This is a genomic window from Streptomyces sp. T39, assembly GCF_008042045.1.
Classification (GTDB): domain Bacteria; phylum Actinomycetota; class Actinomycetes; order Streptomycetales; family Streptomycetaceae; genus Streptomyces.
The window spans coordinates 53840-69005 of sequence record NZ_RDBP01000012.1; the positions used below are offsets into that span (position 1 = coordinate 53840).

Consider the following 15166-nt stretch of genomic DNA (forward strand, 5'->3'; position numbering starts at 1 on the left):
ACAAGTGAACTGGGCCTTCGCCGTGCGTCCTGCTGGTGACTGGACGGGTTCGAACTGCCGACATCTGTCGTATGAGGTTGTTCTACAAAATGTCGCGCCACTCGGAGTTGCGGGCGGCGACGTCGGTTTGCGCCGCTCGGAGCTACCGCTGTCCACCTCGTTGATGTCGGGGCATGGTGTCAGAACGGGAGCATGTCCGGCTCCTCAGAAATCCGGCGCGCAAACTCGTCCACGACTTGGGGCGACACGTCTTGGGCGTCTTCGTCGTGCAGTGCTTCGACGAGGGCCTGCCGGACTGTTGCGTACGGCTGCAAGCGGTGCGAGATGCCCGTTCGACTGACGCCCGCTCGACCTTCGCCAGATGGGCTCTCACGAGACATGAAAGCAAAATCTGTTGCGCTAATGGCGATTCAAGCGCTTTGCGGGAAAAGGGTTAACGCCACCCTGATCCACTGGGTCCCCGGAACACGGCTCCTGACCTGCGGTGCGGCAGGTCCGTAATGCGTACGAGGGCAAAGTTCGCAGCCTTGTAATCGATGTCCTACCAGCCCGGCAGGCTCACCTGGAGCACCAGTTTGGAAGACGTCGTATGTCGATGCCTGCTGAGCTGGAAGGGCGCTGACCTGCGGTTGGGCGGCTGAATCTCCGCGCTTCCCCGTGGTTCCCCGCTCGTCGCTGACCCGCCGGGCACGAGTCGGGCACGGCGAGGCCCCTGCATTCACCGATAGGATTGGAGGCTTCCGACGCCGTATCGCGCACCGCTGATCGGGTGCTCATCGGGCGCTGGATCACGCACGAACTGCGTGCAGTACTCGTTACAGGCCCCGATGGCTTCAAAGTTGCGGCGGGCCTGCCGCAAGCTGAGCTTGTGATTTGGACCACTGCGAATGTCGTCGGCGTCGTGGTCGTCTTGGCCATCGTCTTCCCAGTAGCAGACGCCACAGATCTCGGACCTGCCGCGCTCGCTGAGGGTGATGAAGCCGCAGCACGGACACCGGTAGGGCCCGCCTTCCGCAGCGCCCAGAACGTTCATGACGGTCATGGCCACAGTGTGGACGCCAGCATGGGGAAAACGCGCGCAGATTCTGCTGAGGTCGGTGTAGCGGCTTTGGGCGGGAGCTGCTTTGGGGCGAGTGATCATGGCCCCGTAAGCTTCCGGCGCGTCGGGCAGTCTGTGGACCTGCCCGGTAAAGCACGACGTTGGGGCCATGATCTTAGAGGCTCGCCCTGAAGTGGCTGCCTAAAGCCGTGGAGCCGACCGCCCCAGCCAGAGAGGGGTTCACCACCCATCAACCCAAGCTGTCAGGCGTGCGGACGGCGGCCGGGCTGGAGCGGGGGGAGACAGGAGCGGCGGCCCGGGCGACGGGCCGCACGCGCCGTGCCGTGCGCGGCGAGTGCCCTTGAACCCGTAGAGAAGGTTTTTACTCACTCCGCCTGAGTGACATCAGGGATGAGCCGACTCGTGAACCCCTGGGCACACAAGCGCTCGTAGGCCTCCTGGACGTCCCGGGGAACGTCCTGGCTGATCATGAAGCCCTGGGCGGGGTAGAGCAGCAGGCGCTGAAGCGCTCCGACCAGCATGTCAACGACGAGCTGAGGGTCGCCGATTGAGTCGATGTAGGCCGCCAAGGCCATGGGCGCTGACGTGCTCACGAAGTCGACCTCCGGCCAGAGCTTGCGGGCCGTGGCGTAGGCGCGACGCTCCTCGTAGGGCTTGCTGACGAGCAGCACCGACGACACCGAGACCCCACGCTCCTCCAAGAGCGCACGCGAGAAGCGGATGTTTTCCCCGGTGTTCCGGGCCTGCGGCTCCACGAGGATGGCCTCGTCGGGGACGCCCAGCTCGATGGCGCGCTCACGGTAGTGCTCGGCTTCACCGCGCGGCATCCGCTCCCGCGTAGTCCTGCTCGTGGCTCCGGTGAAAAGGACCAGGGGCGCCATGCCCCGCTGGTAGAGCTCTGCGGTCACCTCGGCCACGCCCAGGTCGTGACTGCCCAAGCCGATGGCGACGGAGCACGGGCGGGGCTCATGCCCCATGAGCTGGTGGCCCCACAGACGTTGGGCGTCCTCGATGACTGCGGCCGGCAGAGTCACGAGTCGAGCTCCTTCGGCTGGGCGGAGTCCGGGGCCTGGAAGCGGTGCTCCGGGCGCACTGGGGGCGGCGTGGACGCCAGTGGCGAACTCGGCCACGGTACCGCCGCGCGTTCGCGTGGTGCGGTGCAGCCCCTTGACGAGTTCCCTCGCAGGGATGGGCGCGCCGGGTCCCCACCAGTCGCCCGGTCGCGTCGCCTCCACGTGCTCGGGGCGGGAGCAGTCGGCACGTAACTGGCACGGCGCCCCTCCCCCGCCCTCACAGCCCGGGAACGGACAAGGCCCAGGCTCCCGGTTCGGTACCGGTGACCTGGGCCTTTACCTATCTACCTACTGGTGGGCGCGGACGGTTTCGAACCGCCGACATCTGCTTTGTAAGAGCAGCGCTCTACCCCTGAGCTACGCACCCGTGGATGAGGCCACAGCCTACATGGAGCACCGCGCGCAGCTCCAAACCGTTGTCGGGCCGCGGGCGCGGCAGGGGTGGCACGGGGGATAGCCCCACCACGGGGACGGTGGGCCGCCGCATCGATTCGGGCGGGTGGGGGCTCGTAGCGTCAGGAGGGTCAGCGGGCAGGGACCTTCAGGGGGAACGATCGTCATGCAGTACATGTCGGGTGCACGTCGTCGGGTCGGGCGGGTCGGGATGGCCGTGGGTGGGGTCGCGCTGGTGGCCGCGGCGGTGAGCGGGTGCGGGAGCAGCGGGGTCGAGGACGCTCCGGTGGAGAGCAAGGCGTTCCCGTTCAGCGGCAAGACGCTCACCATCGCGTCCGACAACAGCGCGCTGGAGATCGTCGCGGCGGACGTGTCCGACGTGGAGGTCACCCGGCAGGTGGACGGGTGGGTGGTGTTCGGGAGCGGGCCCGAGAAGTCGTGGGGGATGAAGGACGGGAAGCTCACGCTCGAGGTGGACTGCGACGGCCTCGCGAGCAACTGCGAGGGCCGGCACACGGTCAAGGTGCCCCGGGGTGTCGCGGTGACCGTCGAGGACGGGAACGGGGGCGTGAGCGCGAGCGGGTTCACCACCGCGCTGACCATCGACTCGGACAACGGCACGGTGGAGGTCCGGGACTCCAGCGGGCCGCTCGATCTCTGGACCGACAACGGCTCGGTGGTCACCGAGCGTGTCACGTCGACGGCCGTGAAGGCGGAGTCCGACAACGGCGCGGTCCGGCTGCGGCTCGACGCCGTGCCCGCACGGGTGGAGGCCTTCAGCGACAACGGCGAGGTCGAGATCGCCCTGCCGGGGGCGGGGGCCCCGTACGCCGTGACCGCGAAGAGCGACAACGGGGATGTCGACGTGTCCGTGCCGAGGGACGAGAACAGCGACCGTGTGGTGAGCGCACGCAGCGACAACGGCAAAGTGGTGGTGCGCACCGCGAACTAACGGACCCGTGTGTTCGTCCTTCTGGTGGGAGTATTGACCCGGAACGGGCATCGTCAGGGCGGACACGGCACGGGAGAGGGATGTGACGGCGAGACTCGCGCGGCCGCACCGCAAGCCAGGGGCGCGCGCCGTCCGTGACGTCCTGGGACTGGTGCTGCTGCCCGTGCCGCTGCTCGCCGTGGTGATGTCCGGCGCGTTCGCCGGGGGCGGCACGCGGCGGTGGTTCGGCGGCGGGCGCGGGGAGAGCCAGCGGGCCGACGCGCAGGCCGCGAAGGACGCGGCGGCGGACGCCTTCTACGAGCTGGACACCGCTCAGCGCGATCTGCGCATCTCCATCGAGACGATCGGCGCGGTGGACAGCACGCCGGCGGCCCGGCGGGCGGTGGACGACTTCGCGGCGCTGGGGCGCCGGATCGACGAGGTGAGCCACGCCTACATCACGGCCGTCGACGCGCACGATCTCGACCGCGACGACCTGGAGGCGTCGGCCGCCGCCCAGGCGCGGACCCGGCTGAACGGGGCGAAGGACGAGCTCGTCCGGGTCAAGGGCGAGCTGGACCGGTTCGCGCAGGGGCTGGGGCCGCTGCTCGACAAGGCGGAGACGCAGCTCGCCCGGCTGGCGCCCGCCGTGGAGCGGGCGCGACAGGCGCTCCTTGACGCGAGCACTGCTCTCGATGCGGTGCGGGGCTCCGGACTGAGAGCGGATGATCTCGCCGCCCGGCTCGCCGCGCTCGGCCCGGAGCTGACCAAGCTCAACGAGGGGGCCGGGCGCCATGGCGTCCCCGAGACGCTCCAGCGTGCCGACCGGGTGCTGCGCGATGCCGAGGCGGTGCGGACCGAGGCGGACCGCCTGCCCGAGCGCGCCGCCGAGATCGACAAGCGTCTGGTGTCGCTGCGCACCCGTGCGCAGGCGCTGACCACCCGGGCCGAACAGGTCGATCCCGTGCTCAGCGAGCTGCGCCGGCGTTTCACGGCGCCGTGCTGGCAGGATCTCCAGCCCGTTCCGGAGCAGGCCGCGCTCGGCGTGCGCAGGGCGGAGGAGAAGCTGAAGGAGGCCGTCAGGGCCCGCGAGGAGCAGCGCTGGCCGGACGCCACGGCGCTGCTCTCCACGGTCCGCGCCCTGCTGAACGGCACTGACGAGGCCGTCTCGGCGGCGGGTGACCGTCTCCAGCGGCTCAACGCGGTGGCGAAGGACCCCCAGCAGGAGATCGAGCGGACCAGGTTCGCGATCCGCGACGCCCAGCGGCTGGCGATGGCCGGCCGGCACACCCCGGATCCACGGCACGCCCGTCCGCTGGACGATGCGGTCGGGCGGCTGGAGCGGGCGGTGGAGGGGCTGGAGGGCCGTCACCCCGACTACTGGCACTTCCTGCTGGAGATGGAGGCGGTCCGGCGGACGGCGGCCCATGTCGTCGAGCAGATCCGCGAGGAGCGCGGCGCCGGCCACTGAGCGGGGCGGGCAATGCGCCGATGCGCCTGCATTGCCCGGGCCCCGGCGCCCTGGGCCTGTGTCTGTGCCTGTGCCGGGCGCTCGGCGGGGCCCGGCACGTCTGGCGTTGTCACCGCGGCGCGGGCGGGCGGATGCTGGAAGGAGCAGGGTACGGACCCGCGCACAGCCGGCCCGCCGGCCGGTACGTAAGGAGGCCGACGATGGCCGGACACGTACGGCACCGCCCGCACACCCCCCGACGCCGCCTCGACGCCGACCGTGAGCACGACGACGGCCGTGAGCACGACGACGGACACGGCGACGGAACGGGCCCGGCCCGTTCCCAGGCCCAGGACCCGCCTCGCGCCCCGGCACCGGCTCCCTCCCGGGGCAGGCGCCCGTCGCGGGAGCGGAGGCAGCGCATCAGGCTGGACGAGCATCTGCCCGTCGACCACCGGCTGAGCCGGGTCTACCGCGTCGGCGCCGGGCTGATGGGGCTGGTGCTGGTCGTCTTCGGCATCCTCGGTCTCGTCGACCGGATCGGGCTCTTCGACACCCAGGGCGACACCGTCGCCGGTCTCAGCACCAACGGCGCGCTGAGCATCCTGTCCATCTGTGTGGGCCTGCTGCTCTTCGTCGGCATGGTGATCGGCGGCAACTTCGCCTCGACCGTGAACATGACGCTCGGGGTCCTCTTCATCGCCAGCGGGTTCGTGAACCTCGCGCTGCTGGACCGCAGCTTCAACCCGCTCGCGTTCCGCATGCAGAACGTGCTGTTCAGCTTCGTCGTGGGGCTGATGCTGATGTGCTTCGGCATGTACGGGAGGGTCAGCGCCACCCTGCCGCACGACAACCCGTACTGGATGGCCCGCCATCCCGAGGAGGCCGCGCGCGAGCAGCGCGCCCGGCGCCACCGTGAGGCACTCGCGGCGCACAAGGCGGCGGAGGAGGCCGCAGCGGCCGAGGCGGTGAAGGCGGCCGGCCGGCACGCGCGGCGGTGACCCCCAGGGGCGCGAGCAGGGGCGCCGTCGGGCGGGGGCGGGACGCCGGGGAAATCCGGTCCGTCCGGGCCGTCCGGACCCGGCCGGGGTGCCGGTAGCCTGACCGCATGCCTCGTTACGAGTTCCGCTGCCGCACGTGCGGCGACACCTTCGAAGTGAGCCGGCCGATGGCCGAGTCGTCCGCCCCTGCGGACTGCCCCGCCGGACACGACGACACCGTGAAGCTGCTCTCCGCCGTGGCGGTGGGCGGCGCCGCGTCCGCGGGGTCCGGCGCGGCGCCCGCCCCGTCGGGCGGTGGCGGCTGCTGCGGGGGCGGCTGCTGCGGCTGACCCGGGCCCCGGGACCACGGCCGGCGCGGGGACCCCGGCGCCCGGTCCTGGAACCCCAGGTGGCGCGGGACCGCCGGGACCCGGAACCAGGGCCCGGAGTCCGGGCAGCGCACGAGGGACCCGGCACCCAGGCCTGGACCCCAGCCGGCCCAGGACCACCACACCCCGGCGCCAGGCGCCTTCCGGCCCTGCCATCCCCTGTGACGCGGGACCACACCCCCGCGCATGGCGTCACCCGGCCCTAGGACCCCAGGTGGCGCAGGACGGCCAGGACCCGGCGGGAGTACCCGGTCGTGCCGCTGAGGCCGAGCTTGTCGAAGATCGCGTTGATGTGTTTCTCGACGGCGCTCAGCGAGACGTGCAGGCGGGCGGCGATGGCCGCGTTGGTGTGCCCCTGGGCCATCTCCGCGAGCACGTCCCGTTCGCGTGCCGTCAGCCGGGCGAGCGGGTCGGTGCGGGTGCTGCGGGCGAGGATCTGCCGGACGACCTCGGGGTCGAACGCGGCCTGGCCCCGCGCCACCCGGGCGAGGGCGTCCAGGAACTCGTCCACCTCGACGACACGGTCCTTCAGCAGGTAGCCCACGCCCTCGTCGCCCGAGGTCAGCAGTTCGGTGGCGTAGCGCTTCTCCACGTACTGCGACAGCACGAGCACGCCCGTGTCCGGCCAGCGGCGGCGGATGTCGAGGGCGGCGCGCAGGCCCTCGTCGGTGTGGGTGGGGGGCATCCGCACATCGGCGACGACGACGTCCGGCGGATCGGCGGCGACGGCCGCGAGGAGTGCCGTGGCGTCACCGACGGCGGCGGTCACCTCGTGTCCCTCCTCGGCGAGCAGGCGGACCAGCCCCTCTCTGAGCAGGGTCGAGTCCTCGGCGAGTATTACGCGCACGGCAGCTCCGCGGTGATCGCAGTGGGTCCGCCGGCGGGGCTGTGGACCCCGAACCGGCCGTCGAGTGCGGCGACCCGCCGGGCCAGCCCGGTCAGGCCGCCGCCGGTGGGGTCGGCGCCGCCCGTGCCGTCGTCCTCGATCCGCAGCCGCAACCGGTCCCCGTCCCGGTCGACGCGCACCTCGACGCGGGTGGCCCCCGAGTGCTTCACCACGTTGGTGACGGCCTCGGAGACGACGAAGTAGGCGACCGTCCCGGTCTGGCGCGGGGGCGGGACGGGGACGGCGTAGTCGACGCGGACCGGCAGCGGGGTGCGTTCGGCGACGGTCTCCAGCGCGGCGCGCAGCCCGGCCTCGTCGAGCACGGTCGGGTAGACGCGCCAGGCCACCTCGCGGAGTTCCACGAGCGCGCGGCGGCTCTCCTCGTGGGCCTGGAGGAGGAGTGCGTCGGTGTGGGCGGGGTCGTGGCTGCGGCGGGCGCGGCCGAGGAGCATGCCGAGGGCGACGAGCCGCTGCTGGACGCCGTCGTGGAGGTCGCGTTCGATGCGGCGGCGTTCCCCGTCGACGGCCTCCATCATCTCGGCGCGGGTGGTGGCGAGCTCGGTGATCCGGCGTTCGAGTGCGTCGTGGTGGCTGGGGCCGAGGAGGCGCCGGGCGAGCTGCTCCTCCAGCATGACCGTGCCGAAGACCCCCTGGCAGGCGAGGAAGAGCAGCAGAAGTCCGCCGAAATTGCTGAAGACCACGGCCAGCGGGTAGGCGATGTCGTCGAGCCACCAGGCGTAGAGGAAGAGGGAGCTGTAGGCCATGCCGACGAGGACGAGACCCGCGACCGCCCCACCGAGTGCGCCGAGTGCCCAGCGGACGGCCAGGTACCGCAGCGCGCGGGCGTCGTCGGGCGCGGGGGCGATGCGGATGCCGAAGAACCGGGCGAGTCTGCGGCGCTCGACGGCGAGGAGCGCGGCGGCCACGGCGCCGACCGGCCTCGGCACGGCGCGGGCGGCCCCCGGGCGGATGCCGGCGAGCAGCAGGAGGAGGCCGCAGAGCAGGGTGAGCGGCAGTTCGACGACGGCGGTCGCCGCGCCGAGCGCGCAGCCGGCGGTGTGGCGGACCGTCCGTATCGCCAGAGTCTTCATGATCGGTCACGCTAGCGGGGGAGCTCGGGCGGGCGCACTGCGGAAAACCGCAGGATGGTGTGCGGCCGCCTTCAGGGCTTCTTCAGCTTCGGCTTTCTAGCGTTCGCCCATGGACACGCAGATGGTGAACGTCGCCGCCGACAGCGCCCCGGGGTGGGTCACCGGCCTGATGGACGCTCTCGGGGCGCCCGGAGCGGGCATAGCGATCGCGCTGGAGAACCTCTTCCCGCCGATCCCGAGCGAGGTGATCCTGCCGATGGCGGGGTTCGCCGCGAGCCAGGGGCAGATGAGCCTGGTGGCGGCCCTCCTGTGGACGACGGCGGGGTCGGTGGTGGGCGCGCTGGCGCTCTACGGTGTGGGCGCGCTGCTCGGCCGCGAGCGGACGATCGCGATCGCGGGGAAGCTGCCGCTGGTGAAGACCTCGGACATCGAGAAGACGGAGGCGTGGTTCGTCAAGCACGGGCCGAAGGCGGTGTTCTTCGGGCGGATGATCCCGGTGTTCCGTTCGCTCATCTCGGTGCCGGCGGGCGTGGAGCGGATGTCGCTGCCGCTGTTCACGCTGCTGACGACGCTGGGCAGCGCGCTGTGGAACACGGTGTTCGTGCTGGCGGGGTATGCGCTGGGCGAGCGGTGGGAGGAGGTGACCGGGTACGTGTCGACGTACTCGAAGGTGGTGCTGGGGGTCGCGGTGCTGGCCGTCGTCGCCTTCCTCGTGGTGCGGGTGACGAAGTCGGGCGCGGGGTCGCGCCGCCGCACCTGAGCACGCTCCGTTCGGGCGTCCCGGAACACGCCGGCCCCCGCGCGGCGGTACCCCCGCCGGCCCGGCGCGCCCCCCGTCCCGAGAGCCGGGCCTGACGACGTGCCGTGTTGTCCGGCGCACGCCGGACAACACGGCACGTCGTCAGGCGCGCGCCGCGTGGGCGGTGAAGCGGCGGAGGATCTCCTCGCCCGCCGCGACGCCCTGGTGGCGGAGGATCTCGACGTGCGGTGCGCTCCAGCCGGCCTCGGTGAGTTCGCCGTGGCCCGGCTGCCAGCCCTGGTCGGCGGCGAGCAGCAGGTCGGCGTCGAGCAGGGAGTCGCCCGCGGCGAGCGTCAGCCGGGCGCCGGTGCGACGGGCCACCTCGCGGACCGCCGCGCTCTTGGTCAGCGGCCTCGGCACCACGTAGATCTTGCGGCCCTGGAGGGAGACGGACCAGCCGCGTTCCCCGGCCCAGCCGGCGAGCTCCTTGACCCAGCCCTCGGGCAGCAGCGGGCGCTCGACGACGAGGTACGCGAACAGGTCCTCCGCGACCCGCTCCTTGCGCAGCCAGACGGGGTCGGCGGCGACCGCGAGGTGGGCGCGGATCTCGGCGAGGGGGGCGCACTCGTCGTCGAGGCGGGTGGCGACGGACAGGCGCCAGTCGTGGTCGCTGACGCCGTCGACGAGCAGATGGCCGCCGTTGGCGCAGATCGCGTACCGCGGCGGGCGGCCGGGCAGGCTGATGCGCTGGTACTGCTTGCGGGTGCGGGTCGTCGTCGGGACGAAGACGGCGTCCTCGGTGAGCCGGGTGAGGATCCCGGCGGCCGTCTCCGTCATGTACGACAGGGGCTTGCGCTCGTGGACCTCCACGCACAGCAGCCGGGGCGCGTCCGCGTCGGGCATCGTCAGCGCGAGGGCGGCGTTGGAGTAGATCAGCGTACGGTCGAGGTCGCTGGCGACGAGCACGGTCATGCCGACACCGCCTTGCCGTCGGCGCCGGTGGCGCCCCGGGTGTACTTGGGGTGGATCAGACCCACGCAGGTGTACGGGAGTCCGTCGACCTCCTCGACGGGCACGCCTCTCTGCTCGGCGAGCAGTCTCACGTGGTCGAGGTCGGCGCCCGCCCCGCGCTTGGCGAGGATCTTCCAGGGCACGCGGCGCAGCAGCACGCGGGTGGTCTCGCCGACGCCGGGCTTGACGAGGTTGACGTCGTGGATGCCGTACTCCTCGCTGATGCGCTCGACGGCGGCCCAGCCCTCCCAGGTCGGCGCCCGGTCGGCGGCGAGGAGGTCCTTGACGTCGGCGTCGACGGCGGCCGCGACCTCGTCGAAGCGGGCGGCGACGGTGTCGAGGAAGTGGCCGGAGACGTCGGCGCCGGCGAGTTCGCGGTAGTACTTGGCGCCGTGGAAGTCGCCGGGCCCGACGAGGTCGGCGCGCAGGACGGTGCGCGATATCAGGCCGGAGACCGTGGAGTTGAGGCAGGCGGAGGGGATGAGGAAGTCCTCGCGGGTGCCGTAGGTGCGCACACAGCCGCCGGGGTCGGCGAGGACGGCGATCTCCGGGTCGAAGCCGTCGAACTCGCGCAGTGCCTCGGCGAGTTCGCGGGTGATGGCGCCCTTGCCCGTCCAGCCGTCGACGAAGACGACGTCGGCGGGGTCGTGGTGGGCGGCGAGCCAGCGCAGCGCGTTGGCGTCGATGCCGCGGCCGCGCACGATGGACACGGCGTAGTGCGGGAGGTCGAGTCCGTGGCGGTGCAGGGCCCAGCGGCGCATCAGGACGCCGACGGGGGTGCCCGCTCGGGCGAGGGAGACGAGGACCGGGCGGGGCGAGCGCTCGGCGAGCACGGTCTCGGTGACGGTGCCGACCGCGCGGGCGATCCGGGCGGCGGAGGTCTCCAGGGCGGCCTTGAACAGCTGCTGGTACTGCTCGCTGGGCTGGTACTCGACCGGCAGGGACTCGGCGTAGTGGGCGCCGCCGCTCTGTATCGCCTCCTCGCGCTCCTCGGTGGGCGCTTCCAGTTCGGTGTCCGAGAGGTCCTGGAGGAGCCAGCCGACCTCGTCCGGCGCGTAGGACGAGAAGTCGGGTCCGCGGAGCGGATCGGGAAGCATGGAGGCCCTCTCATGGGCTGTCGGGGGCTGTGCGGCGGGGGGCACGTAGGAGGGGACCACGGCCAGCACGACGTGCCGGGTGTGGCCCGCGAGCTGTGCCAGCAGGCCGTCGGGGGCGTGGAGCGCGGGGGTGTCGGCCGTCGAGTCGACGACGGCGACCACGGCGTCGAACCCGCCGCCGGCGACGTTGTAGGCGTAGCGCTCGCCCGGGCCGTCGGCGGGGTCGTCGTGGGCCGGGAAGACCAGCCGGGTGCGTATCGCGTAGCCGGGGTCGTCGACGGCGAGGACGGGTGAGCGGGTGGTGGTGGAGTAGCGCACCTCGGGGATTGCGCCGGTGTCCTCCAGGGCGGCGGCGAGGCGCAGCGGCGCGTACATCAGCTCCTCGAAGCCGAGGACGAGGACGCGGCGGGCGGGGGCGAGGACGGCGGCGAGGGTGTCCGCCATGGCGGGCAGGGCGGCTTCGAGGGCGGCGCGGTGGCCGGGGGTGAAGCCGTGGCGGCCGCCGTCGGGCAGGCCGGGGGGCCAGCCCAGGTCGATCCGGGAGCGGGTGGCGGCGGCCCGGTCCTCCCCCGGCGGGCTCTGCCGGGTCCCGCGCTGCGTCCGCTCCTGCTCGGCCACCAGGGCCTGGCCCCTGGCGAGGACGCCGTCGGGGAGGCGGACGGTGCCCGTGGCGGTGGCGACCAGGTCCACCCGGGCGCCGATCCCGGACGCGAAGGCGTCGAAGCGCTCCCGGTCGTGCTCGCCGCGCATGTCGACGAGGGCGACGATCACGTAGCGCCTGCGCGGATGGCGCTCGTGCAGGTCGCGGATGGTGTTGAGGACGGTGTTGCCGGTGGAGAACTCGTCGTCCACGAGGACGAGCGGGCCGTCGCCGGCGAGCAGCAGCGGGTCCTCGGGCAGCAGCAGGTGGCTGGTGGCGTGGGAGTGGGACTCCTCGAAGCCGCCGGCCTGCCGGACGCCGTCCACGGGGCGGCGGGTGGAGTGCAGGTAGGGGGCGAGGCCGACGCCGTCGGCGACGGCGTGGCCGAGGCCGGTCGCGGTCTCCGCGTAGCCGAGGACGACGGCGCGGGCGGCCTCGTCGTCGCCGAGCAGCCGGCGTACCCGCACGCCCAGGTCGTGCCCGGTCCGCCGGACGAGGCCGGGGCTCTGCGGCACGTGCTTGCCGAGCACGTTCGACACGAGCAGATGGGCCCGTTTGGGGTTGCGCCGCAGGGCGAGGCCCAGCAGCTCGGGAAGGCGTTCGTCGCCGTCCAGCCCGACTCCGAGCCGTTCGGCCACCCAGCTTCCCGACCACACCACGTCGTCGCCCTCTCTCATCAGCCGGCGACTCCCGCCGCCAGCAGGTCCACGAAGCCGACGTCCTCGGCGGCGACGCCGAATGCCTCGGCGCGCTGGAGGGTGCGTTCCGCCCAGGCGCGGTGCGGCTTCACCTCGTTCATCTTGTTCGTGTACGCCGAGCGCAGCACCCCGCCGCCGTCCCGTTCGGGGCGCAGGATGTCACGGGCGTCGCTGTACTCCTCGTGGCTGACCACGGACAGGGCGTGGACGGGAGCGACGTGGGAGGGGTGGATGCAGGTCTTGCCGAGCAGGCCGTTGGCGCGGTCGAGTTCGATCTCGCGCAGCAGTCCGTCCATGTCGTGCTCGATGAGGGTGGTGCGCAGGTCCTCGGCGCTTCCCTCCAGGAAGGGGCTGCGCCGCAGCTGCGGCTTGAACATGCGCTCCTGTGCGGGGAAGTACTCCCAGACCGGGCCGGTGATGGTGAATCCGGTGCCGTCGGAGCGGCCGAGGACGTTGACGACGTCGGCGATGACGGAGGTGACGATGCGGACGTCGTAGGCGGTCATGTCGGGCGAGCGCCGCAGGCCGTAGGCGGAGCAGAAGTCGGTGACGCCGAGCCGCAGGGCGAGGACCCGGTCGCGGTACTTGTCGACGGTGTGGGCGATGCCGGTGAGAGTGTCGGCCCTGGTCTCCAGGTAGAGCAGCTCGGGCGATTCCAGGACGGGCATCGCGAAGAGGCGCCGGCCGCATGCGGCCTCGGCGGTGGTCAGCGCCTCCAGGAAGGGGACGCCGCGCTCCTCGGTGAACTTGGGTAGTACGAATCCGGACAGCAGCCGCCCGGCGGGTCCCATGCGCCGGACGAGGTCGGGGATCTGCTCGGGACGGCGGACGCGGACGAAGAGCAGGGGCAGCTCGACACCCCGCGCGTCGAGGTCCGCGAACTGGCGGACGAGGTTGGCCTCGGCGTCCTCGACGTCGGCGTCGGCGATGGAATCCTCCAGGCACAGCACCATGGACACCACACCGCGCCCGGTCTGCTTGACCACGTCGTCGGCGAGCCGCGGCCGGGTCGCCGGGCTGTAGAGCGTGGCGCCGAGAGCGGCGGCGAGCATCCTCGGGGGCGAGTCCGCACCGAACTCCGCCGGCTGCCGGTGGAAGAGCCTCTCCCGGACGCCGGGCGGGATGTGCCCGAAATGACGCATATGAATACCCCGTACTGCCTCGGCGGCCCTGACGACATGTGGCCGGTAATAGTACGTAAGGCGAGGTGTCCACAGTTCCCCGCCTGCATGAAATTCAGGTAACCCGCCCCTTTCCTCCCCGCACAACCGGGTCCGCCGTTCGTGGTCGCCGCTCATCCGGTCCGGCCCCCGCGTTGTCCCGGGGCCGCCCGGACAGGCAGGATGACGAACATGACGCACACGATGATGAAGGGCTCGAACGTCCCTCTCGATGCCACGGCCGTACGGGCCGTGCTCCGCTGGACACCGGGGTCCGGGGTGCCGGACGTCGACGCGTCGGCCCTGCTCCTCGGGCCCGGCGGTCGTGTGCGCTCCGACGAGGACTTCGTCTTCTACAACCAGCCGCGCCACCCCTCGGGCCTGGTGCGGCGGCTGCCGAAGAAGCGCGACGGGGAGCGCCTGACGGACACCGTGGAGGCCGATCTGGCGGCGCTGGACGCGGGTGTCGACCAGGTCGTCATCGCCGCCTCCTCGGACGGCGGCACCTTCGAGCACGTACGCGACCTGCGGATACTGCTGCACGACGCATCCGTCGACGGCGAGCCGCTGGCCGTCTTCGACGTACGGCCGGAGACGGGCGAGGAGACGGCGATCATCTGCGGCGAGCTGTACCGCCGCGGGGACGGCTGGAAGTTCCGTGCGGTGGCCCAGGGGTATCCGACCGGTCTGGTGGGTCTGGCGACGGCGTTCGGGATCTCGGTGGACGAGGCGGAGGCCGCGGCGGAGCCCTCCTCCGCGCCCGAGCCGCCGGCCGCTCCCCCGGCCCCGCCCGCTCCCGGCTACGGCTATCCGCAGCCGGACGACGCCGTGACCCGGCCCGCCTACGGCTATCCCCACAACGCGCCGCCCCCGCCGCAGACGGCTCCGGCGCCGGCCGCCGGTTACGGCTATCCGCAGCCGGCCGCGGCGGCCGCCCACGCGCCGGACCCGAACTTCCGCCTGCCCCCTATGGGGCCGCAGTTCCTGCGCCGCTGACGCCGCGCCCCGGCCTCCGGCCCCCGGCACGGGGGCCGGGGCGCCGTGCCCGGTCAGGACACCCGGCTCTTGTAACCGCGTCCCCACTGGAGCCCCCATCCGTACAGCCGGTCGAGCTCCGCCTGGAAGCCGTAGACGAACTTCATCTCACGGCGCACCACCAGGTCGCCCTTGACGTTCTCCACGGAGAAGACGGCGCAGGAGCGGGCCTGCGGCGCGCGTTCGTCGAGTTCGATCTCCACCCGGGGGCCGTTGCTGGGGTAGAGCGTGCAGTGGGCGTGGGTGCGGTCGAAGGCCGGGGTCTGGTCGTAGATGTAGACGAAGAACAGCAGGCGCTTGATCTCGTCCCGGTGGTCGAGGTTGACGTAGATCGTCTCCCCGGACGGGGCGCCGAAGCGGTCGTCGCCGCTGAGGCGGACGTAGGGCGCCTCGTTCAGGCTGCCGAAGAAGCTGCCCAGCGGCTGCACGACGCCCTTGCTGCCGTCGGTCAGCTCGTAGAGGCAGCCCAGGTCCAGGTCGACGTTGACGATGCCCTGGGTGTGCGCCTGGACGACGTCGGGCTTGAAGAGGCT

Annotated in this window: 14 protein-coding genes and 1 tRNA gene; 6 read left to right on the forward strand and 9 right to left on the reverse strand. The window is 72.3% G+C overall.

The window, feature by feature from the left end; all coding sequences use genetic code 11:
• Positions 1-718: 718 nt before the first annotated feature.
• The 3 genes from EAO77_RS01150 to EAO77_RS01160 form a co-directional block, all read right to left on the reverse strand.
• Positions 719-1042 (reverse strand): CPCC family cysteine-rich protein, encoded by a 324-nt coding sequence (locus tag EAO77_RS01150; protein WP_261993757.1) that lies wholly within the window; start codon positions 1040-1042, stop codon positions 719-721.
• 383 nt (positions 1043-1425) lie between these two features.
• The gene (locus EAO77_RS01155; protein ID WP_147988871.1) at positions 1426-2037 is read right to left on the reverse strand and encodes a YdcF family protein; all 612 of its coding nucleotides are present in this window, start codon (positions 2035-2037) and stop codon (positions 1426-1428) included.
• Between the two features lie 388 nt (positions 2038-2425).
• Positions 2426-2500, reverse strand: a tRNA-Val gene (locus tag EAO77_RS01160).
• Positions 2501-2812: 312 nt separating this feature from the next.
• Between EAO77_RS01160 and EAO77_RS01165 the strand changes: the two genes are divergently transcribed.
• From EAO77_RS01165 to EAO77_RS01180, 4 genes are all read left to right on the forward strand, one after another.
• On the forward strand, positions 2813-3478 hold the full coding sequence (locus EAO77_RS01165) for a DUF4097 family beta strand repeat-containing protein (protein ID WP_315986069.1): 666 nt from the start codon (positions 2813-2815) through the stop codon (positions 3476-3478).
• Between the two features lie 82 nt (positions 3479-3560).
• Positions 3561-4928: a hypothetical protein gene (locus EAO77_RS01170; RefSeq protein ID WP_147986272.1), complete on the forward strand. Its 1368-nt coding sequence runs from the start codon at positions 3561-3563 to the stop codon at positions 4926-4928.
• Between the two features lie 200 nt (positions 4929-5128).
• Entirely contained in the window at positions 5129-5908 is a 780-nt protein-coding gene (locus EAO77_RS01175; protein WP_261993758.1) for a DUF4383 domain-containing protein, read from the forward strand.
• A gap of 107 nt (positions 5909-6015) precedes the next feature.
• The gene (locus tag EAO77_RS01180) at positions 6016-6237 is read left to right on the forward strand and encodes an FmdB family zinc ribbon protein (RefSeq protein ID WP_147986273.1); all 222 of its coding nucleotides are present in this window, start codon (positions 6016-6018) and stop codon (positions 6235-6237) included.
• 241 nt (positions 6238-6478) lie between these two features.
• Here the strand turns inward: EAO77_RS01180 and EAO77_RS01185 are convergent, their stop codons facing one another.
• Positions 6479-7123, reverse strand: a complete 645-nt coding sequence (locus EAO77_RS01185; RefSeq protein WP_147986274.1) for a response regulator transcription factor — start codon at positions 7121-7123, stop codon at positions 6479-6481.
• Positions 7114-8253: a sensor histidine kinase gene (locus tag EAO77_RS01190; protein ID WP_147986275.1), complete on the reverse strand. Its 1140-nt coding sequence runs from the start codon at positions 8251-8253 to the stop codon at positions 7114-7116. Before EAO77_RS01190 ends, EAO77_RS01185 begins: the two co-directional genes overlap by 10 nt.
• A gap of 109 nt (positions 8254-8362) precedes the next feature.
• Between EAO77_RS01190 and EAO77_RS01195 the strand changes: the two genes are divergently transcribed.
• Complete coding sequence (locus tag EAO77_RS01195; protein ID WP_147986276.1) at positions 8363-9013, forward strand: DedA family protein; 651 nt, start codon at positions 8363-8365, stop codon at positions 9011-9013.
• Positions 9014-9154: 141 nt separating this feature from the next.
• Here the strand turns inward: EAO77_RS01195 and EAO77_RS01200 are convergent, their stop codons facing one another.
• From EAO77_RS01200 to EAO77_RS01210, 3 genes are read right to left on the reverse strand one after another with little or no spacing between them, the layout of a single operon-like run.
• Positions 9155-9964, reverse strand: a complete 810-nt coding sequence (locus EAO77_RS01200; RefSeq protein ID WP_147986277.1) for an HAD family hydrolase — start codon at positions 9962-9964, stop codon at positions 9155-9157.
• Positions 9961-12417 (reverse strand): phosphoribosyltransferase, encoded by a 2457-nt coding sequence (locus tag EAO77_RS01205; protein WP_147986278.1) that lies wholly within the window; start codon positions 12415-12417, stop codon positions 9961-9963. Before EAO77_RS01205 ends, EAO77_RS01200 begins: the two co-directional genes overlap by 4 nt.
• Entirely contained in the window at positions 12417-13580 is a 1164-nt protein-coding gene (locus EAO77_RS01210; RefSeq protein ID WP_147986279.1) for an HpcH/HpaI aldolase/citrate lyase family protein, read from the reverse strand. Before EAO77_RS01210 ends, EAO77_RS01205 begins: the two co-directional genes overlap by 1 nt.
• Positions 13581-13781: 201 nt before the next feature.
• Here EAO77_RS01210 and EAO77_RS01215 point away from each other — a divergent pair, with 201 nt between their 5' ends.
• On the forward strand, positions 13782-14594 hold the full coding sequence (locus EAO77_RS01215; protein WP_147986280.1) for a TerD family protein: 813 nt from the start codon (positions 13782-13784) through the stop codon (positions 14592-14594).
• Between the two features lie 53 nt (positions 14595-14647).
• On the opposite strand, the gene EAO77_RS01220 is transcribed toward EAO77_RS01215, so the two are convergent.
• On the reverse strand, positions 14648-15166 hold a 519-nt coding region (locus EAO77_RS01220), incomplete at its 5' end, for a Tellurium resistance (protein WP_147988874.1).

Coding starts and splice junctions, on each gene's coding strand:
- EAO77_RS01215 (WP_147986280.1), top strand. CDS start 13,782: ATGACGAACATGACGCACACGATGATGAAGGGCTCGAACGTCCCTCTC.
- EAO77_RS01190 (WP_147986275.1), bottom strand. CDS start 8,253: ATGAAGACTCTGGCGATACGGACGGTCCGCCACACCGCCGGCTGCGCG.
- EAO77_RS01155 (WP_147988871.1), bottom strand. CDS start 2,037: ATGGGGCATGAGCCCCGCCCGTGCTCCGTCGCCATCGGCTTGGGCAGT.
- EAO77_RS01200 (WP_147986277.1), bottom strand. CDS start 9,964: ATGACCGTGCTCGTCGCCAGCGACCTCGACCGTACGCTGATCTACTCC.
- EAO77_RS01150 (WP_261993757.1), bottom strand. CDS start 1,042: ATGACCGTCATGAACGTTCTGGGCGCTGCGGAAGGCGGGCCCTACCGG.
- EAO77_RS01180 (WP_147986273.1), top strand. CDS start 6,016: ATGCCTCGTTACGAGTTCCGCTGCCGCACGTGCGGCGACACCTTCGAA.
- EAO77_RS01175 (WP_261993758.1), top strand. CDS start 5,129: ATGGCCGGACACGTACGGCACCGCCCGCACACCCCCCGACGCCGCCTC.
- EAO77_RS01205 (WP_147986278.1), bottom strand. CDS start 12,417: ATGAGAGAGGGCGACGACGTGGTGTGGTCGGGAAGCTGGGTGGCCGAA.
- EAO77_RS01195 (WP_147986276.1), top strand. CDS start 8,363: ATGGACACGCAGATGGTGAACGTCGCCGCCGACAGCGCCCCGGGGTGG.
- EAO77_RS01210 (WP_147986279.1), bottom strand. CDS start 13,580: ATGCGTCATTTCGGGCACATCCCGCCCGGCGTCCGGGAGAGGCTCTTC.